At 45.1% G+C, this 25,541-nt stretch carries 27 protein-coding genes and 2 pseudogenes; 7 read left to right on the top strand and 22 right to left on the bottom strand.

The window, feature by feature from the left end; translation table 11 throughout:
• The 11 genes and pseudogenes from JCM2765_RS10520 to JCM2765_RS10470 form a co-directional block, all read right to left on the bottom strand.
• Positions 1-927: KxYKxGKxW signal peptide domain-containing protein (locus JCM2765_RS10520; protein ID WP_156301768.1), on the bottom strand; the 927-nt coding region annotated here is incomplete at its 3' end.
• Between the two features lie 343 nt (positions 928-1,270).
• Entirely contained in the window at positions 1,271-2,182 is a 912-nt protein-coding gene (locus tag JCM2765_RS10515) for a DUF2326 domain-containing protein (RefSeq protein WP_054736625.1), read from the bottom strand.
• Positions 2,139-2,801 carry a FlxA-like family protein gene (locus JCM2765_RS10510; protein ID WP_054736623.1) on the bottom strand — a complete coding sequence of 221 codons (663 nt, stop codon included), beginning with the start codon at positions 2,799-2,801 and terminating at the stop codon, positions 2,139-2,141. The genes JCM2765_RS10515 and JCM2765_RS10510 overlap by 44 nt, the downstream gene beginning before the upstream one ends.
• Positions 2,738-2,962, bottom strand: coding sequence for a hypothetical protein (locus tag JCM2765_RS17205; RefSeq protein ID WP_156301767.1), 225 nt, complete (start codon positions 2,960-2,962; stop codon positions 2,738-2,740). Before JCM2765_RS17205 ends, JCM2765_RS10510 begins: the two co-directional genes overlap by 64 nt.
• Positions 2,949-3,182, bottom strand: a complete 234-nt coding sequence (locus JCM2765_RS10505) for an ABC-three component system middle component 6 (RefSeq protein ID WP_054736621.1) — start codon at positions 3,180-3,182, stop codon at positions 2,949-2,951. Before JCM2765_RS10505 ends, JCM2765_RS17205 begins: the two co-directional genes overlap by 14 nt.
• Positions 3,183-3,192: 10 nt before the next feature.
• Entirely contained in the window at positions 3,193-3,993 is an 801-nt protein-coding gene (locus JCM2765_RS10500) for a hypothetical protein (RefSeq protein ID WP_054736618.1), read from the bottom strand.
• Positions 3,994-5,033: 1,040 nt separating this feature from the next.
• On the bottom strand, positions 5,034-6,479 hold the full coding sequence (locus tag JCM2765_RS10490; protein WP_054736614.1) for a hypothetical protein: 1,446 nt from the start codon (positions 6,477-6,479) through the stop codon (positions 5,034-5,036).
• 565 nt (positions 6,480-7,044) lie between these two features.
• Positions 7,045-8,030: pseudogene (locus tag JCM2765_RS10485) on the bottom strand (glycoside hydrolase family 3 N-terminal domain-containing protein).
• Between the two features lie 273 nt (positions 8,031-8,303).
• Positions 8,304-8,837, bottom strand: a complete 534-nt coding sequence (locus tag JCM2765_RS10480; protein WP_054736613.1) for a sigma-70 family RNA polymerase sigma factor — start codon at positions 8,835-8,837, stop codon at positions 8,304-8,306.
• A gap of 215 nt (positions 8,838-9,052) precedes the next feature.
• Positions 9,053-9,832 carry a hypothetical protein gene (locus JCM2765_RS10475; RefSeq protein ID WP_054736610.1) on the bottom strand — a complete coding sequence of 260 codons (780 nt, stop codon included), beginning with the start codon at positions 9,830-9,832 and terminating at the stop codon, positions 9,053-9,055.
• Positions 9,833-10,093: 261 nt separating this feature from the next.
• On the bottom strand, positions 10,094-11,305 hold the full coding sequence (locus tag JCM2765_RS10470; RefSeq protein WP_054736608.1) for an aminotransferase-like domain-containing protein: 1,212 nt from the start codon (positions 11,303-11,305) through the stop codon (positions 10,094-10,096).
• A gap of 246 nt (positions 11,306-11,551) precedes the next feature.
• On the opposite strand from JCM2765_RS10470, the gene JCM2765_RS10465 reads away from it, so the two are divergent.
• The gene (locus tag JCM2765_RS10465; RefSeq protein WP_054736606.1) at positions 11,552-12,451 is read left to right on the top strand and encodes a LysR family transcriptional regulator; all 900 of its coding nucleotides are present in this window, start codon (positions 11,552-11,554) and stop codon (positions 12,449-12,451) included.
• Positions 12,452-12,533: 82 nt separating this feature from the next.
• Positions 12,534-12,716: a hypothetical protein gene (locus JCM2765_RS10460; RefSeq protein WP_054736605.1), complete on the top strand. Its 183-nt coding sequence runs from the start codon at positions 12,534-12,536 to the stop codon at positions 12,714-12,716.
• A gap of 424 nt (positions 12,717-13,140) precedes the next feature.
• On the opposite strand, the gene JCM2765_RS10455 is transcribed toward JCM2765_RS10460, so the two are convergent.
• The 8 genes from JCM2765_RS10455 to JCM2765_RS10425 all read right to left on the bottom strand — a co-directional run bounded on the left by JCM2765_RS10455 (position 13,141) and on the right by JCM2765_RS10425 (position 20,120).
• Entirely contained in the window at positions 13,141-13,524 is a 384-nt protein-coding gene (locus JCM2765_RS10455) for a type II toxin-antitoxin system HicB family antitoxin (protein ID WP_054736603.1), read from the bottom strand.
• 330 nt (positions 13,525-13,854) lie between these two features.
• Positions 13,855-14,253, bottom strand: coding sequence for a HepT-like ribonuclease domain-containing protein (locus tag JCM2765_RS10450; protein ID WP_054736601.1), 399 nt, complete (start codon positions 14,251-14,253; stop codon positions 13,855-13,857).
• The gene (locus JCM2765_RS10445; protein WP_054736599.1) at positions 14,243-14,566 is read right to left on the bottom strand and encodes a nucleotidyltransferase family protein; all 324 of its coding nucleotides are present in this window, start codon (positions 14,564-14,566) and stop codon (positions 14,243-14,245) included. Before JCM2765_RS10445 ends, JCM2765_RS10450 begins: the two co-directional genes overlap by 11 nt.
• A gap of 632 nt (positions 14,567-15,198) precedes the next feature.
• Positions 15,199-16,806 (bottom strand): leucine-rich repeat domain-containing protein, encoded by a 1,608-nt coding sequence (locus JCM2765_RS10440; RefSeq protein ID WP_054736596.1) that lies wholly within the window; start codon positions 16,804-16,806, stop codon positions 15,199-15,201.
• 232 nt (positions 16,807-17,038) lie between these two features.
• Positions 17,039-17,191 carry a hypothetical protein gene (locus JCM2765_RS17200; RefSeq protein WP_156301766.1) on the bottom strand — a complete coding sequence of 51 codons (153 nt, stop codon included), beginning with the start codon at positions 17,189-17,191 and terminating at the stop codon, positions 17,039-17,041.
• 649 nt (positions 17,192-17,840) lie between these two features.
• The gene (locus JCM2765_RS10435) at positions 17,841-18,488 is read right to left on the bottom strand and encodes a hypothetical protein (RefSeq protein WP_156301765.1); all 648 of its coding nucleotides are present in this window, start codon (positions 18,486-18,488) and stop codon (positions 17,841-17,843) included.
• Between the two features lie 71 nt (positions 18,489-18,559).
• A complete protein-coding gene (locus tag JCM2765_RS10430) occupies positions 18,560-19,261 on the bottom strand; it encodes an EAL domain-containing protein (RefSeq protein ID WP_082405093.1) in 702 nt (233 codons plus the stop codon).
• Between the two features lie 616 nt (positions 19,262-19,877).
• On the bottom strand, positions 19,878-20,120 hold the full coding sequence (locus JCM2765_RS10425) for a metal-sensing transcriptional repressor (RefSeq protein WP_054736590.1): 243 nt from the start codon (positions 20,118-20,120) through the stop codon (positions 19,878-19,880).
• A 192-nt stretch (positions 20,121-20,312) separates the two neighbouring features.
• Between JCM2765_RS10425 and JCM2765_RS19130 the strand changes: the two are divergent.
• From JCM2765_RS19130 to JCM2765_RS18225, 3 genes and pseudogenes are all read left to right on the top strand, one after another.
• Positions 20,313-21,172 (top strand): annotated as a pseudogene (locus tag JCM2765_RS19130) (NAD(P)/FAD-dependent oxidoreductase); the annotation flags it as partial.
• Positions 21,173-21,349: 177 nt separating this feature from the next.
• Positions 21,350-21,976: a rhodanese-like domain-containing protein gene (locus tag JCM2765_RS19125; RefSeq protein WP_369404070.1), complete on the top strand. Its 627-nt coding sequence runs from the start codon at positions 21,350-21,352 to the stop codon at positions 21,974-21,976.
• A gap of 128 nt (positions 21,977-22,104) precedes the next feature.
• A complete protein-coding gene (locus JCM2765_RS18225) occupies positions 22,105-22,773 on the top strand; it encodes a DsrE/DsrF/DrsH-like family protein (protein ID WP_054736588.1) in 669 nt (222 codons plus the stop codon).
• A gap of 265 nt (positions 22,774-23,038) precedes the next feature.
• Here JCM2765_RS18225 and JCM2765_RS17195 read toward each other — a convergent pair whose 3' ends face one another.
• Positions 23,039-23,179 (bottom strand): hypothetical protein, encoded by a 141-nt coding sequence (locus JCM2765_RS17195; RefSeq protein WP_156301764.1) that lies wholly within the window; start codon positions 23,177-23,179, stop codon positions 23,039-23,041.
• 80 nt (positions 23,180-23,259) lie between these two features.
• On the opposite strand from JCM2765_RS17195, the gene JCM2765_RS10410 reads away from it, so the two are divergent.
• Positions 23,260-23,766, top strand: coding sequence for a transcription repressor NadR (locus JCM2765_RS10410; RefSeq protein ID WP_054736587.1), 507 nt, complete (start codon positions 23,260-23,262; stop codon positions 23,764-23,766).
• 487 nt (positions 23,767-24,253) lie between these two features.
• Here JCM2765_RS10410 and JCM2765_RS10405 read toward each other — a convergent pair whose 3' ends face one another.
• Positions 24,254-24,487: a DUF2922 domain-containing protein gene (locus tag JCM2765_RS10405; protein WP_082405092.1), complete on the bottom strand. Its 234-nt coding sequence runs from the start codon at positions 24,485-24,487 to the stop codon at positions 24,254-24,256.
• An 85-nt stretch (positions 24,488-24,572) separates the two neighbouring features.
• Complete coding sequence (locus JCM2765_RS17190) at positions 24,573-24,716, bottom strand: hypothetical protein (RefSeq protein ID WP_156301763.1); 144 nt, start codon at positions 24,714-24,716, stop codon at positions 24,573-24,575.
• A gap of 290 nt (positions 24,717-25,006) precedes the next feature.
• Between JCM2765_RS17190 and JCM2765_RS10400 the strand changes: the two genes are divergently transcribed.
• A complete protein-coding gene (locus tag JCM2765_RS10400; protein WP_054736583.1) occupies positions 25,007-25,276 on the top strand; it encodes a hypothetical protein in 270 nt (89 codons plus the stop codon).
• Positions 25,277-25,541: the final 265 nt, after the last annotated feature.

Raw genomic sequence — 25,541 nt, 5'->3', positions numbered from 1 at the left:
AATATAGACCATTATTGGTTTTGAAAAATCAGTCGTTTCAACACCAGTGGTCTCATTTTTCACGCTGACATATTCATACTTACCGGTTATATCATCGCCGAATTCCAATGTTGCGCCCGGATACGTGGCAAGTAACTCTTCAGCATGCTGTTTGGCCATCGTCACCATTTCATCAGTGAGGATCATATTACCGTTGCCATCCATATCACTATTACTAATAACGTTATAGAATTGGCCTGCCACTGTTGGTAAAGTGGCTTTCATCACTAATGCACCATCGGTGGTCTGCATCGTTGTCGAAACAGATACCATCTCAACAGCCGCATCAGTCGGATCCGTAGCATCGGCAACCGCATCTGCCACCCGCGTAATCTTCTGTGCCTGACCAGTAGTCGCATAGGTCTGGGCCGCTTGCGCCTTAGTTGCATCAGCGACTTCATCGCTGGCAGTGCCTAAGTTGTAGATTTGCACATCATCAACTGCAACGTTAGTGTCATCCGCAGTAGCGTCCACAGTGGTATCGTCATTCGCAACAGCCTGTTCGCCAGTAACTGCCACCGGAGCCTCACTATCAACCGCCACTTCAGCAGCCGATACCTCAGGCGCCATAGTTTCAGCTACAGTCCCAGTATCCGCTTTCATTTCATTCCCCGAAGTTACCGCCGTCGTATCACTAGTTGAACTAGCTAACGTCACTTCCTGCTGGTTCAACGTCTCCCCAGCAGTCGTTGTTTGGCTTGCTTGATCATCCGCTGAACTAGTCTCATCAGTCGCCGCCGAAGCCTGAGTTGCGCCCGCACCTAATAAAACCCCAGTTAAGGCTAAACTGGAAATGCCAGCTACCAGCCAGCGTTTTCCAACTTTATATGCACGGTAATGCACCTTACTTCCCATCTTCGCAGCTTGTTGCCGTGTCCGTTCATTCATATTCAGTTCCCCCAAACATTAGTTGTGTCACTTTCCGTCATGATCATCCTAATGAACATACCGCTTGCCTACTCCCGTTGACAAACGGTCTATTGAGATATGGCGTTAACCATTTCTCTCTACTTGTATAGTAACATATCCGAATTTATATGACTATAAAGTATTTCTGAAACGTCAAGAAACAAACGGTTCGTTATATACAAAATGCGTAGCTCAAGATATCGAGTTACGCATTTAAAGACTTATTGAGAGCAATAGTGCCTTGCTAGAATTAATCAAACCTAGTTGCACGTTGCATATTTTAATCCAATTACCAAGTAAACTTACATATTAACCCTTAACTTTAAATTCCAAAAAGAGAGTCATTTTCCGTCAATGTTAAAGAAATACTGCTGGAGTTAAATTCATCTAGTGATTCAATCCTATTTTTCAAAACCGCAACAACAAATTGTACATTTAGTTTGGTAGCTAAATCAATAATTCCATTGAAAGCAATTGAATCTAAAGTTTCAAGTACATCGTGTACTATAAAACGTGGTACGGTCTTATCGATTGATTGTGCAAATTGTTGGTAAGCCAAATCAAAAGCAGCTATAAGGGCCTTTTTAGTACCTGTACTTAACCCACGTGGATTTTTTAATTCAATATCAAGTGGAAAACCTGAATCACTTTTATAAAGCATATATTCATCACCATTTAATTGTTTTGAATAAGCAGTGAAAAATTTATTAAAAGTCATAATTTGACTGGATGCATCCCTTTGTTGATCAAGCAGCTTACTTAATTCTGTTTCTACTCTTTTTTGATTAATTTCAAGGTCTTCAATGGTTTTAAATATTTGACGATTTTTTCCTAATTCTTGCTGATTTTCGCCTAAACGATTTTGAAGATTGGTATATTCTTCAATTTTATCATCTTGAATCAACATAATTAAACTTTTATGTTGTTCAAAAAGTTGATGCCGTTGTAATTCAAGTTCATGTTTTTTTGTCGTCCATTTTGTTATTAATTTTTCAAAAAAATGAATTTTATTTGTTAATAACTGACTATTAAATGACACTAGTTCCGCAAAAGTTTTTTGAACATTTACAAGCTGTTTTTTTGAATCCTCATATAATTCTTCTAGCGAATCCATATCTAATTGATTTTTTCTTTGAGTCAGTGAATTATTTAGAGTTTCTTGATTAACTTGAATTTGATAATCAGCCGCATCAATAGCATCGTTTAACCGCGCATAAGCCACTTTTAATTTCATTTACTTTTTCTTGATTTTCAATAAAACGCTTTGAATCTACTAAACCGTCTAATTGCTTTTGAATATCATTAATTTCTTCAACTAAAAGACCAATTTTTTGTTTAATTGCGTCTTGAGAACGAATGTTATTTAATTTCTTAAAGTTCTTCAATTGATTTGATAAGTTTTTACTTTCATTTTGTGCAGAATACACACTGTTAGTAATTTCAGGAGTTGAAAGTTCAAAAAGAAATGAGTAAACAAGAAGGTATAAATCGTTACTTACGTGCTCATCCAGAAAGTGAAGAAACCCATTTGTATCTCTTTTCATGTTGATACGAACAAACATACCAATTAACTGACGAAATGTAGGAGCATCATTCTCGTTATTAAACAGTAACTGATTTAAATAGCTAGTGTAATCCTTGGCTTTATATGCAACACTATCTATATATTTACGTCCTCGCGGAAATAAATCTACACCTAATACAACATCATTTTTTCCCTTTGAATCTAGGGTATCGGAGAGTGTTAATTCCGCACGTACTTTAGACGTTTCGATGAAATTCTTTAATTTTACATTTTCTGATTGAGTTTCATAATCAGTATAGATGTATTTTTTTCTTTCGCTCCCAGGCATAAATCTATAAGCTTTAGAAACGTTGTTTTGCCTACTCCGTTACCCTTTTCTTGACTGCTACCAGCATCAACTATAAAATTCATACCATCATGAAAATCAACGGTTCGAATTACCTCAAGAGAGGGAGCTGTTTTAAGCAATTGGAGCTTATTTAATTTCATAAATTCGTCCATCCTCTCCTATTTTGATAAGGTCAAGTAAATATAAAAAATTAAGCGCTGCAAGAAACGTATCATATGAAGCATTCGAGATTTGTAATTGTTGGTATTTCACATACAATTCTGGAACAGCTAATGGTGAGGCTTTCAATAAACGAGCTAAAGATGCTGAAGCGTACAGTACTGTATCCTTAGGTTTACTATCTTTATCAATGATTAACATTGTCCTCACCTCATTTCTTTGTGGGTGGTTGTAATAATTTACATTTTGTAAAAGCGTAAAACATAAGCAGATAAATTGCACTGTCAATTTCTTCATCTATTAAAGGAAATTCTATTTGATCGTTAAGTTGATTTAGTAATAATTTTAATTCATCAAAAACTTTTGATAACATCAAATCTCCATTATCTCGATCAACTAATGTATTTGTAGCTCTAAGTCGTATATAAACACAATTTATTTTACGAATCATGACTTCACGTTTTGGGAAACCAGATAAAATTTTTTCAATACGATCGTAACCTGATGCATAGAAATCAAATATGTCAACGAATTCGACAACATTATTAAATTTGATTTTTACATCCCAATCTGGATTTTTGGATATTGAATACTCCTCGCTAAAATCAATATTAGCCTCAGATATTATTTTGCAAACTTCAAAAATAGCGGCCCTTCTTGGTAATCCGACTGCCCCATTAAAATTATTAATAATAGCCAACGCATTTTGACCATTTGCTACTGCATTGTTATTTCCGTTGTTTGCAACACTTTGCTTATTTGCAGAAATTTTTAAATTATCAGGCATCATGTTCGCTTCCTTGATTGATAATATTAACATGATCACCATTATTAGCAACAGAACACGATTTGCCTTCACAGTTTGCTTAAGGTAGTCATGACTATCTTGCTTAAGATCAATCTTTAATTGTCGAATTTCATCATGTGCTTTTTTTAGGAAAAAACCCGAAATTAAGTTTGTAATTGTAAGAAGTGCAACAATGATTTCGAGAATATCTTTTAAAAATTCCATTAAGAGCTCCTTCATCTATGGTGAATCGCGTTTAATCCATTTTAGCAAAAAAAAATGATTATTACTATCTTCTCAGATTTAAAATTGAGTACAACGATAAATAACTAGACTAAAAAGGATATGACGACCTATTCATATAAGCGTCCATGTCAACGTCTGAAATTATCCGATATTTAACACCATTAGTCGTAAAATCAAGTGTACTACTGCGCTTCAAATGACGTCCAAACTCCAATATGTTTAACTGATACAGGTGTCAGTATTTATACGCGCAAGCGACAACACCAACGACTATCGCGACACCGACAAGGAACCCTTAACCATGATGAGTAGTACTGATCTGACGGCGAGTCAAGGTAGCACAATCAGGCCTGCTCTCGATTAAATAAGAAAGTCTTGAGCACCTCTAATGCAGAATGCCCAACAGTAATTAGTCATTTGGCAGATAACTTTGGCGAAAGATAAGCGCACCCAAGATGGACCCGGACTTGATGACTCTGACTAAGCGCCACTCCAAGTTTAAAATCATCTTTAAGTTACCAAATTATCGTGCAAATACCTGTCACTACGATTTGGAAAACATTTTGGCAGACTATGGCGCTGAGCACTATAAATCAATCACGTTCGATAGCGGTAGTGAGTTCACTCAACTGGCCAATATCACGGATTCGAATATCTATTCGCTCATCCCTATTCATCGTGAGAACATAGCATCAGCAAACACATCAATGGCCTAATTTATGAGTTCATCTCTAAAGGACAATTGCTGCATAGCTACAACATAGTCGACATTCAACTAGTTCAGGATACGCTATGTCAGTCACTGAACTATCAAGATGCTAGTACCTTGATGTCTAAACTACAAAGCCTAACCATACCACTTTATTAGAGTAGCGAGGCATCGTTACATTAATTCATCATCCTTAAAATAATTATATCACACCTATCGAACGCATGTTCTAATTTCAACAAATAAAAAAGCATATCCTAAAGGACATGCTTTTTCAAACTGCTAATACTAGCAAAGATTATATCGTTAATTACTTAGCAATGTAGTCAGTGTTAGCAGCGGTAGCAGTAGGAGCTTCACCCTTGTTCAAAGTTGCTTTGTAAGTAGCAACTAAAGTGTCACCGTAGTTCTTAGTACGGTTGTCAGTAGTGAAGTTGCTTGCACCATCGAAAGTGTAAGTGTAGTAGTACTTGTTACCTGCACGGTCGAGGTAAGTCTTGCTACCAGTCAAAGTAGCTAATGGTTGACCATCAGCAAACAATGAATCAGAGATGGTCTTCAAACCATCAGCACCGATAAGGCCAGTAGTAGTACCGTTCAAGGCTTTTTGTTGGTCAGTAGTCAATGACTTAGCAGCGATTTCGCTACCAACTGATGAACCGGCCTTCAAACCGTTAACGAGGGCGTTAACGTTACCTGAGTTGTCGATATCCTTAGCAGAATCGTCAACGGCATCAACGTAGAAGCTAACCTTAGTACCTTGAGTTTGGTTAACGTGAACTACGAAAGTATCACCGATAAGGGTGTCACCATCTTTAGCAGGGCTAGTAGTGTTAGTTACTTGGTACCCAGCAGGTACTTGTGCAGTAGCACTAGCGAATTGCCATAGAGTTTGGTGATCGTTGTTTTCTAAGGAGTTAACCTTGTCACCCTTCTTAGTCAAGTTTGAGTTAACTACGAAAGTGGCAGTCCCAACTTCTTTGTTAGCAGCGTTTACGTAGCTAACCTTGATACTGTTGTTTTCAGTTGCAACAGCTGAAGTTGACTTAACATCAGAAGCTTTAACCCAAGCACCAACTAAACCATTAGTCTTTGAGCCGTTAACAGTAGCGATTTGGTAGTAAAGATCGCCTTCACGTGAAGTAGTCTTAGCTGCGCCAAAGGTGAAAGTAGCATCCTTGTATGCGTCAGTAGTAGTCAAAGTCTTGCCATCAACAGTAGCACGGCCAATCTTGTATTGGGTGTATGCTGGTTCCTTGAAGAACAAGGTGTTAGCAGTAGTGCTAGTTGCTGAGCTTAACTTGTATGATGCAGTTGCTGCAGGAGCAGTAGCATCCTTAGTAGTTGCGTATGAAGCTACGCCGCCAGCAAAGGCTGAAGTTGACTTGCCGCCGTAGATCCAGCCACGGTATGCTTTGTCAAATGAAACAACCTTGTAGTAAACTGAACCGCGGTTAGTAGTAGCAACACGGTAAGCACGGAAGTTAGCCTTGCCAGTAGTTGCATCAGCTAAGGTCTTAGCAGTTGCAGTAGAAGCAACAACCTTGGCACCCTTTAAAGTACCGGCCTTAGTGTATAATGCGTTAGAACCGTTAAGAGTAACGTTCCGAGTGTTAGCTGCGGTAGTCAAAGTAGTGTTTGACGTAACCTTAGCATAGGTCTTAGCAGATGCAGTCGTTGATGCTGCGCCGGCAGCGGCAACGAATGACAATGCAGCTAAGCCAACATAAAGAGATTTCTTTAAACTTGCTTGCATGTGTAATTCCTCCAAACATATATTTATGTAACTCATCAAGCATAAACAGTATACACAAAATCAAATGAAATGTTAAGTCATTTAAAACTTAAATTTTTATCGGTCATCGTGTATCGAGCTCTTAACTCTATATGCGAGTATAGCCTAAGCTTATTTTCTAATCAAGAAAAGCGCTCAATTGTTGCCAGTCTGAAATATTGTTTCACGACTGAAATGTTTTGTAATATAACGGCTAACCCTTGACTTGTCTGTGTTACTTCCCTTAATTTAGAATTCGCTTTCCGAAGCACTGTAATATTCGTGGTTCAATTCTGCACAAAGTTTGGATTCACTATAAATTGGCGATTAGATGGTGTACAATTGTAACCTTTACATTCATTTTATTTTTTAATTAGTTGCCGTTTTTTTTGAAATTCGTTCACTTTTTAAAAAGAGTTGCGATTTGTTTAAGTGCCGTTAAATCGCTGGTTACCAGTTTTATATGTTAAAAAACCAAAAGTGGCGAAAATGACATAGCACCTATAGAAAAATAGGTGCCCTATCATTTTCGCCACTTTCTACATTTTTAGACTTTCAAGCCCAACTTTTCCTTCATCGTTAAGATCCGTTTTACCGAAGCGTTCACCTGCGTCATTGAAATCTGCTTCTTTGCTAACGCCCGTTTCAATTGCGGAATACCTTGTTTGTAGTCCGAACTGATCAGCATATCGTTACCCGCCTGCACCGCTAGTACGTCACGGTAAACGTGGTGCTGGTTAACGTAGTTGGTCACAGCTCCCATCTGTAGACTATCGGAGACGATGACGCCCTTGAAGCCCAGCGTGTTGCGCAGTAGGTTAATGTCCCTTTTCGATAACGAGGCCGGCTTAGTCGGATCGACCTGCTTGAGGATGATGTGCGTGACCATTACCGAATCAACGCCGGCTTTGATTCCCGCCTTAAATGGGAGGAAGTCCTGACTTTCAAACTGCTTGAGTGAGCGATTCACCACTGCGTCCCAGTATGCGTATCCGCTGCAGCCCCGTAGCCGGGGAAATGCTTCAAAGTAGCGGCCACGTTATACCGTTGCATTGCCGGCACCACTTCACCGATGTACTTCGCGGTCGCACTATAACCTTGGCCAAACGTCCGTGGGTAGATGAAGCTTCCCTTGTTGGCGGAAACATCCGCTACCGGCGCAAAGTCCCAGTTGATGCCTAGTGAGTGGAGTTGTTTGGCCTGATATTTGTAAATCGACACAACCTTCTTCATGCCGCCGTGACGGTACGCCTCTTGTGGTGAGTAGTAGTGGCTGTGGCCGGAGATTCTGGTGTTACTACTCAACCGGGAAACCGTGCCACCCTCTTGATCGGTCGAAATCAGTAGTGGCGTCTTAGCAACCTTTTGATACCCCTTCAACCGGTTCTTAAAGCTGGTCTTGGTGCCAACAAAGTTATTGCCCATCAAAATGATGCCGCCCAGATGGTAGTTTTTGATGTCATGCTTCGTCGCCGCGCTGTCGTTCGAGACACCCGCCACAAACAACTGTCCCAGCTTTTCGTTGGTCGTCATGTGCTTGAGTCGGTAGTCGATGCGCTTGGTTGACGCCGTCTTAGCGTGTGCCTTGATACTTTGCGTTGCCACGGTTACGGTTGCTAGTGCCAGCAGTCCTAACGATGCTGACCAGATTGCATGTTGGATTGGGTGTCTCATATTAGTCGCTCCTCTACGTTAAATTACTTATGATTATATATCTTTTATAACATTGGTTAAACGTGGATAACGGGTAAAGCCGGCTAAAATTAATTTACTATCACTCGTCGTACTTAACCTCGTTAACCGTTCCTAATCATTATCCCCTAAGACGTTCGCTAACTTCTTTCGTAGCCCACTACGCCACTTATACACTGCCTGCCGAGAAACACCCCACCGTTCCGCAATCTCCGTTGGTGTCATGCGGTCACGAACGCTGCCAATCAAAAAACGTTGCTCATTAGTGTTACAAAGCTGAAGCCATTCTATCAGAAGCGCCTCGTCCACGACTTCGTTATGGAGGGCATCGACGTGGGTTCCCGCCTCGTTCGTTTCATCCGCCACCGCATGCTTATCCTGTAATCGTTTCGTCTTCAATCGCTGATTCAACAATTGACGATATAATGCCTTATGAGCATACGCCAGGAACTGCTTTGGTTCAGCCAGTGGATCTTGCGGGTATTTACGGAAAATCGTCACGAACACAAGGCGGCCTTCCTGCACTAGGTCATCGTAATCTGGGTGTCGCTTGGGCACGCCTAGCTTGCTGATGGCACTGTAGATCAGCTTTTCGTGGTCGCCGGTCATTAGGAACTCGAATGCGGTTTGGGTCGTTTGGTCTGTCATTTTTATGAACCCCTTTTCGTTAAAGTGATTCATAGCGCTATGAATAGCCTTACTGTACCAAGTCCTCACAGAGAACCAAAATGCCGTTGTAAGCGGTTTAATCTGAAGTGGTTATCATTTAACCGATTGCACAAAAAAAGCCAGCTACTAGTCAAATCTGGCCATTACTGGGATAATGGTCGTCTCACTAGGCTAGCCGACTTTTCATTTAATTGTTAAGCCTCATCAGGATCCACCATTTCGTCAAGTTGAAAAAAGTTGCCTTGGTAGAGTTCGTTGGTGATTCGTGGACCGTATCGCCGAATGTCATATTCCGAAAGCACCTTTCTGAGCACCAGATTTATCTGAATACCTGCCGCACTTTTCGGATGATACGCCTCAACGTCAAACTTTACCTCTCGCAGATGCGTTGGCACGATGTCGTTGTGGGCCTTCGCAAGGGACTCCGCAATTTTGTCACACTTGTCCTTCCGATTCTTAATCGCCGTTCGCGTATGTGGTAACCGCAACGGGATAAAATCTTTGTGCGTTGCAATCGTATAGCCGCCCCGAAAGTCCCACGGGTCCTCATGATGGTGCCAACGAAACCACGAATAGTTATTGCCGCGTCGTTGATCAACCGGCATCAGCCAAAAATCGCCACAGATAAACGGAATATGCCGGGTAACGTTCGCGTCTTTAGCGTGCACTTTGATATCGTAACGGTAATCGATTTTAAACTCCCGCCGCAGTCGCCCCATGAGCTGATTGGGCGTTGGCTTTAACTTAAAAAAGTGGTGCTGATCGGTCAACACGATGGTCTTGTACGGGCTGCCCTTATGTTTCACGTTGATGACCAACTCAACACTGCGCCATCTACCAACTTCAGCGGGGTCCGCTGTCCGTAAAACGTTATCTGGGTGAATGTCGGTAATATCGAGGTACCCTTGTCGCCGAACCTTTGCCGCATATGCCGGGGTTAAATCTAATAGTTCAGGATAATCATTCTGACTCATCTCTTCCTCCAAACTGAATGCCAAGTTACAATCGCCGCGGTCAAGCCTCCTTTCCCCTAAATTCTAGTTAGCGTACCACACCTCGCTCACATATTCACTAAGCCGCATAAAAGTCGGTGCAGTCACCCTAGGATCGTCCCGTGGTGCGACATAAAAAAGAACACTTCGTCTAATTTGGACGAGGTGTTCTTTATAATTTTGTCTCTTATTTGTTAACATTTCAGTGATAAGTTGCGATTTTCGCAACCTCCATCGCATTTTCTAGTCTGTCACCTTAGTCAGCTTTTCCGTCAACAACTGCCCCAACCGATGCATCCCATCATCGATCTCCGCCGGCATTAACCCGGTGAAGTTCAACCGCATACCGTTGGTGTGGTTCTTGTAGGCATAGAAGTTTTTCGATGGCACGTAAGCGATGTGCAGATTTGGTGTGGCTTCGTTGTAGAGTAAATCGGTGGTGTTGATGAAGTCCGGCACGGTCACCCAAGTGAAGAAGCCACCTTCTGGTTCCGTGGCGGTCACACCCGCTGGCATTTCCCGCTTGATGGCGGCGACCATGGCTTGTTGGCGTACGCGATACTCTTTATTCAGCGCCTTGATGTGGTCATCCAGACTGTTATTAGCGAGGAACTCGTTAACCGCGGAGGCCGTTAAGTTCGGCACTTCTAGGTCAGCGGCTTCCTTCAGCTTCAGTAACTGCTTGATGATCATCGGTGACGCCACCAGCCAACCCAACCGCAACGTCGGCATCATGACCTTCGAGAAACTGGAGAGGAAGATGACCCGGTCTTCGGTGTCAAAATGCTTGATGGTTGGTAACGATTCGCCCACGTAACGTAAATCACGGTACGGGGTATCTTCCAGAATCAAAAAGTCGTACTGGTTCGCCAGTTCCACTAACCGCTTACGCTTGGCCACGGACATGGTGACGCCGCCCGGGTTGTGGAAGTCGGCAACGGTGTAGAGGAATTTGATTTCTGGATGGGCCTTTAATGTATCTTCTAACTGGGTGGTGTTCAAGCCATCCGCTTCCAGCTCGACTTCATAGTAGGTTGGTTCGTACATATCGAACGCCGAGAGGGCGCCCACGTAGGTTGGGGCTTCCACCACCATCGCATCGCCGGGATTTAACAATAATTTGGCGACTAGATCAATCGCCTGTTGGCCGCCAGCCGTCAGCATGATGTTGTCCACGGTCGCCGACTCAATTTGCATCCGGGTCCGCGCGCGTTCCGCTAGGCGTTCCCGTAGCTCAGTGGGGCCTTGCACGGTGTGGTACTGGAACGTGTGCGGTCCCTCCTTCGCCATTGCCGCCAGATAGGCCTGCTTCATCGCTTCGGTTGGAAACAGATTCTCCGCCGGGGCGCCAGCAGTAAACTTGATTGCGTCATCAAAAGCCAATTGGGGAAACAAGCCATCTAACCGGGATGGCACGTCAGGTTGAACTCGGGTTGCAAAAAGTCGATTATCCATGGGCGTTACCTCTTTCTACTTATTGGTTTTATGATATACTTTTGGTTAACTTTAGTATACGTCAACTTTTTCACTTTAGAGTGAACAACGCTCATGTAAACGGGATGAAAAATGCAGTCGTTGGCGCGTTATTTAGAACACTTATTTAACGGGCTAAAATGATTGTAATGACTGGTTTTCATCGCAGTTTTCATGATTAAAACTAAAATTTTATTTCTTATTAAATTAGTTATTGGAGATGTTACTTTGATTCCATTTGCTTATCAGGTCTTCAGTACCGTGATTCAGGAAGGCACGTTTCAAAAAGCGGCCCTTAAATTAAATGTGACACCCAGCGCCGTGAGTCACTCGATCACTCAGTTGGAGAACGAATTGGGCTTCCCGGTCTTTATTCGCTCCCGTTCTGGGGCCGAACTCACCCCAAACGGCCACGTCATTCTTCCTATTATTCAGGAGATTTTGAACAGCGAAGCGCGGCTGGAACAAGAAGCCGCCAACATTAACGGGTTGAGCGCTGGGTCGATTCGGATCGGCGCCTTCTCATCGGTGTGCATCAACTGGTTGCCGCCAATCATTCAATCATTTAAGAAGCTGTATCCCAACATCAGTATTTCCGTGGCGCAAAACGGGTTTAACGACATCGTGCAGTCCGTGAAGAACGGGACGTTGGATATCGGGTTCGTGGTGTTGCCGGTAAATGAGAATCTGATCGTTGATACGCTGATTCAAGATGAAATTTACTGTGTGGCGCCTAAGGGTTTCATTCCAGCGAACCAGAAGTCCGTTACCATCGAGGACATGGCGAACCAGGACTTCATCCTGCAACCGGGAGATTATGACCGTGATACCAAAGCCGCACTGGATTACTACGGCATTCAGCCGAACTTGATTCATTTCTCGATTGATGACCAGTCGATCGTCGCAATGGTGGAAGCTGGTTTGGGACTGGGGATTTTGCCTGAGTTGGCCCTACAGAAGGTCACCGGTGACGTTGCAGTTTACCCATTTGAACACCCCTTCTACCGGTCAATCGGCTTAGCCACGTCAGCGGTACAAGCCAAGGCGCCATCAACGCAGCGCATGTTGGCACAGATCCGCCACTACATCCAAACCATGTATCCGGAAGCCCTGCTGGTGCGCAACTAACCGACATGGTTTTGTAACGTTACGGGTTTGGTTGCAATGCTATAATTGAAAGCAATCAATAACCGAGCTTAAGGAGTTTAACATGGACTGGATTATCTTTAGATACTTAATTGTGGTCGCCGTGGCGTTCTTGATCGTTACCGGCGTCTTCATCTATAAAAAAGCAGCCAAGTGGGAAATTGGCGTTTTCGCATTGTGCTCACTGGCAGCGTTTGGGATTGCTGGGTTGCAGGTTGGGTTGAGGATTGTGGAAAAGTTTTTGTAGAGCGCGGAGCAAGGCGATTAGAGAGCGGCGTGTAAGGCGACTTAAGTGAAAGCGCTCGGGCTTTGAGCGGTTTTACTTAAGTTGCCTTACACATAGCTCTCTGCCTTGCGCAGCGCATTTCGGCGCGGTTGCCAGAACGCGCTGGCAGAGACAAACTTCACTAGATAGTTGACCTGCGGAACAGCGAAGTTCAAGTGGCGCCGAAACCTATGTAATAGCGATGCTCGTCGCCTCAACCACTCTATAGTAAATAACAAAAAACACCCCTGAACGACCACCCTCTCCGGCAGCCATTCAGGGGTATTTTTCACTTGAGCCTATGCCAACTCTTCCTCCTCCATCCGCATCACAATCTCCAGCGCATCCCGATACATGTTATAATCCTCCAAACTAATCACAGCATACTTACCATTCCCAGCCTCAGTCAAAAACACGGGCTGATTACTGCAACCCGACTCAGCAATTCGTCAGGAGTCGTCAGTTCACTAACCGGCCGAATAATGACCTCCTGCGATTCAAACAAATGTCGATAAGTCCGCAGATTCACATCAACCAACAACGCTAACTGCCCAGGATCAGCTTGTGGCACAAAATACTCCGATTCAGGCAACGGCCGCTGACTGATCAGATTCTCCAACGCCGCCATTCCAATGAAGTCCCGGGCCCGTTCCAGCGCATCCGCAATGGTTTCACCTCGCGCGTAGCCGTCATAGGCTGGCACGTAAACTAGGTAAGGTAGGTCGTCGTTACGACCATCACGAGTGACGGTAATGCCGTAGATGAGTTTTTCTGATTGTAGGTTTTGCATGGTAAGTTCCTCGCTTTGATTTATTGTTTTACGGAGGTAACTACGTTGTGATATTGCCGAAGTTTTTAATTTTGAAACTTGGGAGAGTTTGGTAAATGTGTAGTACGATTGCTTTCTACGATAGACGTTGAGTACTGCTTCACCTTTTTTTGAAATCGCTGACCTTGATGCTTGTGTAAACGGATGGTTCTCTAAGCCATCCCCGCAGTACCCGTTAAAGGCCGCTGTCAGTCATTTAAATCAAAAAAGGCCGTTTAAAACTCGTCCAAAAGTTTTAAACAGTCTTTCTTAACGTTGTCACAGAAGTGCTTCACTATCCGACTCGGTTAGTTAATCATTTTTTCTACCATCGGCAGTTTCATTTAAAATCGGAGACTGGTCCGCAAGAATTTGACGTAACTGTGTTTTTAATTCTGGTAGATCTTCGTGAGCCGTCTCCCAAATGTCAATGGGCGACATTGAGCCATAAGCGTGTGCAAACAAATTTCGCATACCACGAATCGGATGCCAATTAATCTCGCCAAATAACTTTTTAACATTTTCTGACAGGTTAAGACTTTGCTCAGCAAACTGATAAATCGGCATTGATAACGCATTATAATACACAAAGTCGTTCACAAAGAGTTGATAATCATCACCAAAACGTTTAATCGTTCCTTCGACCTCGTCAGCATACTTCAACATCAACTCTAATACATCACGATTAGTCATCGTTTCTTTATGCGACATAAATTGGTACCTCAGATACCTTTACATTTTTTATATATCTTGGATGTCGTTGTTGTATAATCGGCTCCTCAAAGCTTTCCAAAGGTACAATATCAACATCTTTTTCGAGAACTTGTTCTAAATCCATCTTCAAACTCGACATTTTCAGCAACCCTCGTACTAATGACCCCTCACGCTTATAAGCAAGATCAATGTCACTGTGCTCAGTAGCATCGCCACGAGCATAGGAACCATACAAATACATCGCTGAAATTTGATATTTTTTAGCAATTGGTTTGATTCGGCGTGAAATTTCTTCAATTGAATAAATCATTTGCTGTCCTCCTTGCTCTTTAAGTTAATTATACTTGATTTAATCTAAATACGTTACTTTTAGAGTAAGTACTTTTTAATCTAAGTATCTTTAAAATCTGTCATACCAAACTTCTACAACAAACGTTGATTACTGTGTCACCTTTTTCGGAATCGTTGACCTTGATGCCTGTGTAGACAGATGGTTTCCTAAGCCTTCCTCACAGTGCCGTTAAAGACAGTGGCAGTCATTTAAATCAAAAAGACCGTTTAAACTTGTCCAAAAGTTTTATGTGCGGTATTTTTTGACGTCTTCTTTTAGATGTTGCCATGCTAGATATATATCGTCTGCAACCACAATTAGCTGAACCAGAATCCACCTAAGCCATAATAGTGCAATCACTACAATGCAGGCAAACAAAATTGCATCAATTATTGTTAACATCTCCTTTAGATTAATACTGCCAACCGTTATTAATCTTCTGCTGATTTGATTGTATCAGATGGTCAGGTGATGGTCTGTACCATTTTGTGAATTCTAATAATTAACAACCTAACTGCTATATGTTAAAAGCCACCGAAATTCGCGTGAATTTCGGTGGCTTTTAAAGTTGTGTTTCTAGTTACCGGTTGTTTGTCATTAAATCGTTACGCTTACTTACTATGATCCATAATCAACAGTTGCTTGTTACCCGTGATATAGCGACCATTATTAAGTTGGAACCGCGTTGTGCGTCCCTGTTTCACAATCCGTTTTACCTTTAATTTGGTGCCCTTCTTGTAGCTGCGAACTTGCTGTGATTTGGACAGTTTGGCGTTCTTATAGCTGTTCACCTTGTTGCCGATTACCCGAACCTGTTTTACTTTGCTACTCCGGAAGTGGCTATCCGCAACGTATTTTGTGCTAGCCGTAATGTAGCCACCCTTAACCTTGTAGCGTTTCTTGCCGTTATTGTCGTATGAAACGCCCTGAATCCGGAAGCTGGCCGCCTTCGCCCGACTCTGTTTCTTGTAGGACTTGGTTGGGTTCGTCAGCGAAACGTTTGAGTGTAACCGCATTGCCCGTTTGGCGTAGACTGTGTGCGGGCGGTTTACTTCTGGGTCTGGGGAGATAGTAATTGGAGTTTCGGGGTTGCCAGTGCCGGGGAGATTGGCATCTGGGGTATTAGTTTCTGGTGTAGTGTCGGGAGTTGTGGAAGTATTACTATCACCGTTGTTACCGCCGCCCCCAATTGATGGCATAGGATCAATCTTAACTTGCATACTAGCGAGGGAATACCCTCCTCGAGAATACTCACTATCGATATCCATACCTAGCCTTACCGTTAATGATTGATTTTTATCTTTTACTGTAATTTTTTCATTATCGATGGTTACTTTTCCTGATTCATTTGTCTCTTTTATATTTGAGATTTCTAACTGTTCTTCACCGCCTATTTTAAGAGATGGCAATAACTCACTAAGCGGTACCGCGCCTTGACCATCTGCAGTCTTAGCCAAGTCGAGTTTTTGACCTGCAAACGCACCGATATACGGTGCTACATGGCCTGTAGGGAATTCTACTCTTCCACTTAGTTCAATTTTACGAATTGCATTGTTTGCAAATGCGGCTTCTGATACTTCAACTGCCTTCGGAAGTGTCACTTCCGTTAATTCATTACCGTTAAATGCAGACGCATATACACCTTCAACATTAGGTAATTTAATTGTTTTAATGTTATTTCTAGAGAATGCAGATTCACCAATTCCTGTAACTTCCGGTAAATCAACCTCGGTTAACTTGTTTTGACCAAATGCACCATCACCAATCCAGTCTGCATTCGGTAAATACAATTTACCGGAGATGGCATTTCCGGTGAATGCTCCTTCATGAATATAGTTAATATTCCCCGGCGCTTTAAAAGTTAATTTAGCAATCCCAGATATATTATTTATTCCAGGAACCATATTTGCATAATTTTTATTAAAAGCAAAACTACCAATGCCTCTAATAGTCTTTCCTCTAAGTTTTGCCGGAATAACAAGTTCTCCACCATCAAAAAGTTTAACGAGTTTGGGAATATCATTAAAAGTAGGTGCCGTAATAATTCCCTCATCATTCACAAAAACATCGTCATCTTCCAGCGTCACTTGATTCGACACATCCCGCTGCGCCGATTCCGTCTGCGCATGCGCCGTATACGCCGGCGTCACCGCCGAATGCACACTCCCAAGTAACATCCCTGAAGCTAATAAAAGACTCGCAATCTTAACTGATTTCATTATTGGTTCCTCCTGTTGGGGGCTTTAGTGAGGTCAGCTCGTTTGTTTCTGATATCAGGATAACAATGATGCTATCGGTTTTGCCAGCAATCCACTATGACTTCACGGAAGTTTCTGATTGTGCGCATAGTTTCTTCATATTCTGCTGATTAATCGCGGAATTTTTGTCTTTAATTAGCTAATGTTTAAAAAAATGCAATAAAAAATCACTACCTCCAAATGAGATAGTGACCTATGTGAATACTGCTTCGGAAAGCTCAATCCGACGCTGAGCCTTCACAAGTTCGTCATGACCGAGAATAGTGCCACCTATTCGGTAATGATGCTGAGCAACCGGCTTCCGAGTCGACACACTGCCGACCCCGGTTGTCTGAATGGTTGTCATGTCATTCTCCAATCTTGACGCCCTATGCTTGATGAATAAGGCTTGATGAATATAGTGATTTAAAAAGAGTGGGGCAACTCACTGCTCCGCTCCAATTGTTTGGGGACTACTATCGGGATCTCTTACAGGGGAAGGGTCCCGACACGCAATGAAAATTCGCATTACAACGATTCATCGTTATAACTGTAATCATTTTAACCCAAAATTAGAATTAAAGCTATTAATGTTGTTGTTTTTTTGGGAGAGCGTCAAAAAGTGCGCCTAGACCCCAGAATATAAGCAACCCTATCATAAATTCCCGGGCCTGGAATTTGTGATAGGGTTGCTTATATGGCCGGGGTCTGCACTTTTTGACGCGTTTAGGCTATATAACAGTATAGAACCCGTAACCTCTTCCTCGATGTCGAGTTAAGAATCTAGTTCAATCCTTACCAATAGAAATAGTCACACCACGGATACCAAAATAAACTCAGCCGTTAACCTAGCATTAAGCAACTTCCTCAGACCCAAAAGTCTCACGTAAAATACATACACAATCAAGTCTAATATCTAACATCCAGAATCGACAATAGCAACTAGCTCGATATCTAGCAACCCACCTAAACCACCCGCACATCCACCGAAGTCGCCACCCGCCGAAACCCCCGATTCACCTGCACAGTATAGGTCCCATCATGCTGCGCATCACACCCACGCACCAGCAGGGTCTCCCCCACCGCACCCTGAATCGGTTCATCTTCAAACAGCCACTGATACCCCACATCCTGCGCAGTCTTGCCAACCACGGATAAGCGCAAAGTACTCCCAGCAGCGACTTGATGCAACGGCTGTGACGCACGATGTTCGGCAACTGCGGTGCAATTTGGAGCGTTGTCTCCGCGGTAATCTTCAGCGTCCCCTGCTCACCGGGGCGCATCACCATGCATTTAATCGTCATGCCGTCCAATGACAGTGGCACGTCCATGAGGTGCAGTTTATTCTGCGGTTGCAACGCCAGCGCCCGGTCGTCTAAGTACCAGCGAAACAGGTCTTCGGGGTGGCTCGGTGTCACTTCGGCGGTGATGACTGCGGTCTGGTTCTCCTGCGCAGTATCGCCACCCACCAGTTCCACGTTTTCAATGGGCAAAATCGCCAACTGGGTGGTTAATTGGTCAATGATCAGCGGTGAAGTAATCACAAATTCACGAGGCGTCACCGCTGTTGGTCGGGTCGTCTGCTTCTTTTTCATGCTGATCACTCCTTCGTCTAGGGTTACCTTAATTGTAACAAGTTCGGCCAACGTTGCGGGCGGGTTCACAGTTTCTTCAAGGAAGTTTCAAACCTGACTAAAAAAGCCGCCACCATCCGTTCAGACAGTAACGACCACGATTATTCGAATTCAGTTTCAATAAAATCCGCAGCAATCGGCAACACGTGCGGGCGGCCAAAGTAATACCCCTGGACGGCATTTGGCTTATACAGTTGAATCAACCGCGTGTCTTGAGGGCCTTCAAAACCTTCGATCGTAAAATGCTTTACATGTTGCTTCGCCAACGTCCGCCAGAAGTCGACCTGCGTCTTGATTGCCGACATTGGTTCACTATCCCGAACGTTTTGCAGGGCGAATTTATACTCCGTTACATAGGGATCCAGCGCATCAACTAAATTGGTTTGGTTCTCGCCGGTCCCCACGTCATCTAAAATGACCGGGATACCCGCATCGTAATAAGCTTTCGCGGCCTTCTTCAACCCCGCCATGCTGAGCGGTTTATCACCGTTGCCCAAACGTTCCGTTAATTCAACACTGATTGATACTTCCGATTGTTTTTCAATTCCAGAGAGTACCTGACAATACGCTTCATCCACGAACTGTTCTTGGTCTAAGTTGAACGACACATCCAACGGACCACTGGGCATTGCGGCCACTGTTTTACGCAATAGCGTTGTCACTTGATCCACACCGAAAACGCTAAAATCATTCGGCACGACCCAGTTACCAGTTGTTTCATCGTGCTGCCGAATAAACAGCTCAAAGCCGCTCATCGTACACGTTTCCATTGAAAAACGGGGCTGTCCCCAAAAACGAATCATCTAATCACTCCCAGAACCATTATCGTTGGTTATGTATTTTATACCACTGGCTTGTTGCGGATACTATTGTGTCGATTTTAACACAATTTTGGTGGCGGTAACAATTTTCGGGTGGAGTGGTATAGTTTGGGGGTGTTTGTGGGGGAAGGCTTGGGGTTGGCTTAATGGGTGATGTCGTTTTCGGGGTTCGGTTTTTGACTGGGTGCTTTGGGCGATGTGTATTGCTGGTAACTTAATTTCGGTTGAGTGCTTCCGGCGACGTGCATTGTTGGTACTTTGATTTCGGCTGAGTGCTTCTGGCGACGTTCATTACTATTACCTTGATTTTAGCTGAGTGCTTCTGGCGACGTGCATTGCTATTACCTTGGTTTTAGCTGAGTGCTTCCGGCAACGTGCATTGCTATTACCTTGGTTTCAGCGCCACTTAGGATTGGTCTTTCTGCTTACTAGTTACTTTGTGAGATTGGTTTCGTTAGCTCGTTCTGGCTTCCGCGCCGAAACGTGTGAAAAAAAGCAGAGCGTTGCATATAAGGGCGTCCAAGCAATATTGGCCAAAACCCGGCCAATATCGCTTGGACGCCCTTATACTCCACGCTCTAAACGCTTTTTTCACACTCTATAACTTTGCAATCAACTTCAAACTCTCCGCCACACCGCTCTCATCGTCCTTATCCGCAAGTTTTTGCTGGATATTCTCTTCCACGATCAAGCTCATGACCCGCTTCACGCTGGACTCCACCGCTGATAGTTGGGTGATGACGTCCGCGCAATCGCGCCCGTCCTTCATCATCGCTTGGATACCGCGCAGCTGGCCCTCGGCCCGGCGCAGGCGGTTAATTAACTTGGGGTCACATGTCATGACTTTGGCCTCCTCTAATGGCTCATTTTTAATGATTATTAGGATCAATCAATTTCGGTAAATACAGTATACCGGCATAGGTATGATACCACAAATCGGCAATCTCGCCTAATGTAAGCGTTCATCTTTTAGGTTGCATTTAGATACCGCCTAGGGGTATACTCTAAACAACTTAGAAAAGGACGTGAGCATATGTCAAAACGTGTTGTTATTATTGGCGGTGTCGCCGGTGGCGCATCCGTCGCTACCCGGTTACGCCGGTTAGACGAATCAGCCGAAATCGTGATCTACGAGGCCGGTCCCTATATCTCCTTCGCCAACTGTGGGTTGCCCTACTACGTTGGTGGCAAAATCTCAGAACGCGACAACCTCTTAGTCGAATCCGTCGACGACATGCAACAAGATTTCAACATTGACGTTCACGTCAACAGTACCGTGACAGCCATCGATGCTGACCAGCAACAACTCACCATTCAAGGGCCAACTGGTTCAATAACTGACCACTATGATGAATTGGTACTTTCAATCGGCGCAACCCCGGTAGTCCAAAGCTCCCCGGTTTGTCAGATGCCAACAACGTCTTCACCGTCCGCACCGTGCCCGACGTTGACCAAATCACCGCCTACATCGACGACCACCACGCCAAGCGTGCCACGGTCGTTGGTGGTGGATTTATCGGGATTGAAATGGTGGAAAACTTGCGTCGCCGAGGCTTAGACGTCACCCTTGTTGAAGCTGCAAGTCAAGTGATGCCTAACTTTGATACCGAAATGGCGCAAGAACTTCACGAACACCTTCAACTCAACGAGGTTCGCCTTCTACTTAACACCAAATTGACCGGTTTCAGTGACCACGGCCAACAAGTGTTAGTCGACCATGGCGACCCAATTGCCAGCGATCTGGTGATTCTTGCCATTGGGGTTAAACCAAACTCACAACTAGCTAAAAAAGCCGGCATCGAAACCGACCAACGCGGTTTCATCAACGTCACCGAACACTTCGAAACTAACTTAGCTCACATCTACGCACTGGGCGACGTCATCAACGTCACCGATGCCATTACCGGTCAAAAGCGTGCGATCCCACTCGCTGGTCCAGCTAACCGCCAAGGCCGCTACTTAGCTGACCAACTGAGCGGTATTTCACGGGAAAACCCTGCCGTTCTTGGGACCTCAGTTGCGAAGATTTTTGCGCTGACTGCGGCTAGTACCGGTGCCAATGAACGGTCGTTGAAGGCAGCGGGGATCGACTATCAGGCCTTGCATTTACACCCGCAATCTTCTGCCAGCTACTATCCTGGTGCAGCACCACTTAGCTTGAAGGTGCTCTACGCACCAGACGGCCGCATCTTAGGTGCCCAGGCAATTGGAACCGACAAGGTCACGAAGCGTATCGACATCATCGCCACGGCCATCCGCTTTAACGCCAAGGTCAATGAACTAGCCGATGTAGAAGTTGCCTACGCACCACCATACGCCTCTGCTAAAGACCCGGTTAACTTTGCCGGCTACATTGCGGACGACTTGCAACACGGCCTCGTCAAAACGATTCAATGGCATCAAGTCGACGACCTCCTCGCTAGCGGGGCGACCTTCTTGGATGTCCGGAACCCCGATGAATTATTGGCCAATCCCAAATTACCGGGCGCCATCAACATTCCGCGAAACCAAATTCGGGACCGCTTAGGCGAACTGCCAGGTGACAAGCCAATCTACGTTTACTGCGCGGTTGGCCTGCGGGGGTATAACGTGAGCCGAATCCTCACCCAAAACGGCCTTGACGCCTACAACTTAGACGGTGGGCTGAAAACTTACCGGACGTCGCAGTATGACCCAGTGATCAGCAGCCAATCTTAGTTGAAGAAGTCACCGAACCAATCGCTGAAACACCAACACCAACGGCCCCTTCAGCAAATACCCCTCACGTTGACCTCGACGCCTGTGGCCTCCAATGCCCCGGCCCAATCGTGAAGGTCAAGAATCAAATGGCCGATATGCCGGCAGGAAGCACCGTCACGGTCACCGCGTCAGACTTCGGTTTCCACAAAGACATCGTGGCGTGGGCCCAAGCAACCGGTAATCAGGTTATGACTAACGAAATCCAGGGTAATCAAGTTGTCGCCACCCTGCAAAAGGGCGCGGCAGCCCCAGCGGCTCAGGCGGCCGGTAATACGATTACGACTACTAAGGAAGGCACGACCATCGTGGTATTTGACGGTGACTTCGACAAAGCCATCGCCAGTCTGATCATCGCACAAGGGGCGGCCGCAATGGGCCAACCAGTCACGATGTTCTTCACCTTCTGGGGACTGAGCGTCATCAAGAAACCGGGCGTGAAGGTTCACAAGACGGGCCTAGCTAAGGCGTTTGACATCGCATTGCCAAAGGGCGCCAAGAAACTGCCACTTTCAAAGATGAACGTCTTCGGCGCTGGTCGGGCCATGATGAAGCAACTCATGCACAGCAACAACGTTGACCAACTGGAAACGATGCTCCAAAAGGCGCAGGACGCCGGCGTGAAGATGGTCGCTTGCACGATGAGCATGGGCTTGATGGGCATTGAAGAGGAAGAGTTGATTGACGGCGTTGAGTTCGGCGGTGTTGCCACCTACCTTGGGGATGCTCGGCAGCGGGGGACTAATTTGTTTATCTAGAGTGCAAGAGTGCGGAGCAAGGCTGTTAGAGAGCGGCGTGTAAACCGACTTTGGCAAAAGTGCCCGGTTTTTGGGCACTTTTACCAAAGTTGGCTTACACATAGCTCTCTGCCTTGCGCAGCACGCTTCGGCGCGGTAGCCAGAACGACCCACCGCCGACAAACCTCACCATCGAAGTTGACCTGCGGAAACGCAAGTTCTAGCGGCGCCGAAAACTACGTAATAGCAAAACACATCGCCCCAAACCACTCACCAAATAAATTCACTACAAAAACGGCGGCGTTGCCAAGCGAAAGCGAAGGCAACCAGCCAGCAAAACAAAAAAAGAAAAACGCCCGCCAACCACCTCCACCGAGATGCCTTGACGGGCGTTTTCTTTCCCCAAACCTTCTTCAAAACCGCTCAACCAAAATCTTTCTCCCCACCCACCCCCAAACTCTGCTAAACTAAACCTAACAAGTCTAAACCTCGAAAGGAAGCGATCCCATGACCAGTTTGGAACGGCGGTCACGAATCCAAGCAATACTCTCTGAAAGCGATCATCCGATTAGTGCAAGTACCCTAGCGAAGCAGTTTGGCGTTAGTCGTCAAACCATTGTGGGCGATGTGTCACTATTAAGAGCATCCGGCGACCCAATCATCGCCACGTTACGCGGTTACGAATACGATAAGGGTAACGGCAACGAAGCCATTCTCGTCTGTCGGCATTTTCCAAGCGACACCGCTAAGGAAATGAAGCTGATTGTCGACAACGGCGGCGTGATCAAGGACGTCATCGTGGATCATCCGCTATACGGTCACCTCAAGGGCGAACTCCAAATCAGCACGGTGGGCGATATCAACCTCTTCATGGGTAAGCTCAAACAACAGGAAGGCCACCTACTTTCCGAATTGACCGGCGGCGTGCATATGCATACGATTGGCTACGATACGCCGGAACAGCTTAAAGCGATTCGAACAGCATTGAAAGAGGCGGGGTTTTTGTATGAGTAGAGCGCGGAACGAAACGCTTTGGGAGCGGCGTGTAAGCCGACTTCAGTGAAAGCGTCTGGGCTTTAGACGGTTTTACTGAAGTTGGCTTACACATAGCTCCCAGTTTCGTGGAGCGCGTTTCGGCGCGGTAGCCAAAACGAACCATCACAAGCAGGCTTCACTAGGTAACCGACCTGCGAAACCTAAAGCTTCAGTGGCGCCGAAACTTATATAACAGCAAAACACGTCGTCTTAAGCACTCATCAACATTAAACCCAAAAACAGGTACGACCAAAAACGGTCGTACCTGTTTCACGTCACTTATATTCTAGGAGCTAAACGAGGTTTTTCTCGTTCTCCCACAAACTAATCGCCAAAATCACCAATTCCAAACTCTTCATATGCACGGCAACCACTAACAGCATGGCGACCAATAACCGTTGTTGCATGTGCCTCGCCCCCTTGACCGTTCAGTGCCATCGACGAAAATGAACGGGGGCAGACCGGGTTACGCGACGAAGACGGTGCGGTGGCTGGTCGTCACGTACTCGGCGCCGACCGGTTCATTGTAGATTTCTACCCCATTACGACTAAATAATTTTAAACCGATGATTTCGGTCATCGCTTGCTCAACCGTCCGTTGATCCAAGTTTGGTGCGGCTTTGACCAAGCCAAAACTATGAACCTTATCATCAGTACCTTTGAAGCGTAATTGTAACGTTGTCTTTGTTGTATCCATCATGTCCTCCTATGGCCTTAAACGGCTGCCTTGATCTTGATCACGTCATCGGTGGTTGTCAGTACCGCGGCTTCAAACGTCAGTCCGGTCAACGTTGCGATGATTTGGCCCATGCTTGAACCATCTGATCGGTTGGGCGTTGAACGATGTTGCTGAAGCTTTGGCGGACGATAACACCATCCGCATTTTTCATTAATAGGGTCAGGGTCGTTTTCTTCCAAATGTTGTTCATGTGTGAGTCTCCTCTTAAGGTATTTTGTAAGGTTGGCCAACTGCTTACACGTCTACAAACAAAATAGCGGCCAAAAGTGTCAACCAATCGCGAAAAATTCTTTTGGATTGGTTAACATTCCGTTGTGGGAGTGTACTTTTGGCGCTAAATTCGATATGATGATAGGTAGATTGTTTTATCGGGCATCCTAGGCACCGCGTTCATGGCGTAACCTGGTGATGTTAAACTAGTCGAACCCGTTTCCGCTAACGCATCGTTGGCTCGAAACGCTACTTCAAGGAGGCTTTTCCATGCAACGCGTTGTCTATCCAGCAATTTTTGATCCAACAGCGGTCATCAACCACATTCAAGTCACAGTTCCAGACGTCCCAAGCGTCAAGGTATTAGGCACCAACAATGCCGACGCCGTCTCAAAGGCATCAGACGCCATCGGCAAGGCACTGGCTAAAACGACTGAGGTCCCAGTACCAAGCGCCCCATTCGAATTAACGGTTGAAGCCGGCCAATCAATTAACTTTATTGTGTTGGATTTGGATGAATATCGGGAGAGTGCTAACTAACTCGGTTAGATCCCAGAATATAAGCTGAAAAAGTCATGAATTCCCGAACCTGGAATTCATGGCTTTTTTAGCTTATATGGCCGGGATCTGAGTTAGTTAGCACGTTTAGGCTAGATAACAGTGGTAAGGTTTAGTCACCATTACTACATAACTTCGAGTCAAGAAGTCCCTTCAATCCTTACAACACCAAACCCACCCTAACACCAAACTAGCCAGTACATTCAACCAAACCACTCCCCACAACTTCCCCTCACCCCAACAATCC

The organism is Secundilactobacillus similis DSM 23365 = JCM 2765 (genome assembly GCF_001311075.1).
GTDB lineage: Bacteria > Bacillota > Bacilli > Lactobacillales > Lactobacillaceae > Secundilactobacillus > Secundilactobacillus similis.
This window is presented reverse-complemented; position numbering and strand designations above follow the sequence as displayed.

Coding starts and splice junctions, on each gene's coding strand:
- JCM2765_RS10480 (WP_054736613.1), bottom strand. CDS start 8,837: ATGACAGACCAAACGACCCAAACCGCATTCGAGTTCCTAATGACCGGC.
- JCM2765_RS10460 (WP_054736605.1), top strand. CDS start 12,534: ATGGACTGGATTATCTTTAGATACTTAATTGTGGTCGCCGTGGCGTTC.
- JCM2765_RS17205 (WP_156301767.1), bottom strand. CDS start 2,962: ATGAAATTAAATAAGCTCCAATTGCTTAAAACAGCTCCCTCTCTTGAG.
- JCM2765_RS10455 (WP_054736603.1), bottom strand. CDS start 13,524: ATGCAAAACCTACAATCAGAAAAACTCATCTACGGCATTACCGTCACT.
- JCM2765_RS17190 (WP_156301763.1), bottom strand. CDS start 24,716: ATGAACAACATTTGGAAGAAAACGACCCTGACCCTATTAATGAAAAAT.
- JCM2765_RS10445 (WP_054736599.1), bottom strand. CDS start 14,566: ATGATTTATTCAATTGAAGAAATTTCACGCCGAATCAAACCAATTGCT.
- JCM2765_RS10400 (WP_054736583.1), top strand. CDS start 25,007: ATGCAACGCGTTGTCTATCCAGCAATTTTTGATCCAACAGCGGTCATC.
- JCM2765_RS10490 (WP_054736614.1), bottom strand. CDS start 6,479: ATGCAAGCAAGTTTAAAGAAATCTCTTTATGTTGGCTTAGCTGCATTG.
- JCM2765_RS17200 (WP_156301766.1), bottom strand. CDS start 17,191: ATGACAACCATTCAGACAACCGGGGTCGGCAGTGTGTCGACTCGGAAG.
- JCM2765_RS10505 (WP_054736621.1), bottom strand. CDS start 3,182: ATGTTAATCATTGATAAAGATAGTAAACCTAAGGATACAGTACTGTAC.
- JCM2765_RS10410 (WP_054736587.1), top strand. CDS start 23,260: ATGACCAGTTTGGAACGGCGGTCACGAATCCAAGCAATACTCTCTGAA.
- JCM2765_RS10440 (WP_054736596.1), bottom strand. CDS start 16,806: ATGAAATCAGTTAAGATTGCGAGTCTTTTATTAGCTTCAGGGATGTTA.
- JCM2765_RS10470 (WP_054736608.1), bottom strand. CDS start 11,305: ATGGATAATCGACTTTTTGCAACCCGAGTTCAACCTGACGTGCCATCC.
- JCM2765_RS10450 (WP_054736601.1), bottom strand. CDS start 14,253: ATGTCGCATAAAGAAACGATGACTAATCGTGATGTATTAGAGTTGATG.
- JCM2765_RS10475 (WP_054736610.1), bottom strand. CDS start 9,832: ATGAGTCAGAATGATTATCCTGAACTATTAGATTTAACCCCGGCATAT.
- JCM2765_RS10510 (WP_054736623.1), bottom strand. CDS start 2,801: ATGCCTGGGAGCGAAAGAAAAAAATACATCTATACTGATTATGAAACT.
- JCM2765_RS10515 (WP_054736625.1), bottom strand. CDS start 2,182: ATGAAATTAAAAGTGGCTTATGCGCGGTTAAACGATGCTATTGATGCG.
- JCM2765_RS10405 (WP_082405092.1), bottom strand. CDS start 24,487: ATGATGGATACAACAAAGACAACGTTACAATTACGCTTCAAAGGTACT.
- JCM2765_RS10500 (WP_054736618.1), bottom strand. CDS start 3,993: ATGGAATTTTTAAAAGATATTCTCGAAATCATTGTTGCACTTCTTACA.
- JCM2765_RS18225 (WP_054736588.1), top strand. CDS start 22,105: ATGGCCGATATGCCGGCAGGAAGCACCGTCACGGTCACCGCGTCAGAC.
- JCM2765_RS10425 (WP_054736590.1), bottom strand. CDS start 20,120: ATGACATGTGACCCCAAGTTAATTAACCGCCTGCGCCGGGCCGAGGGC.
- JCM2765_RS10430 (WP_082405093.1), bottom strand. CDS start 19,261: ATGATTCGTTTTTGGGGACAGCCCCGTTTTTCAATGGAAACGTGTACG.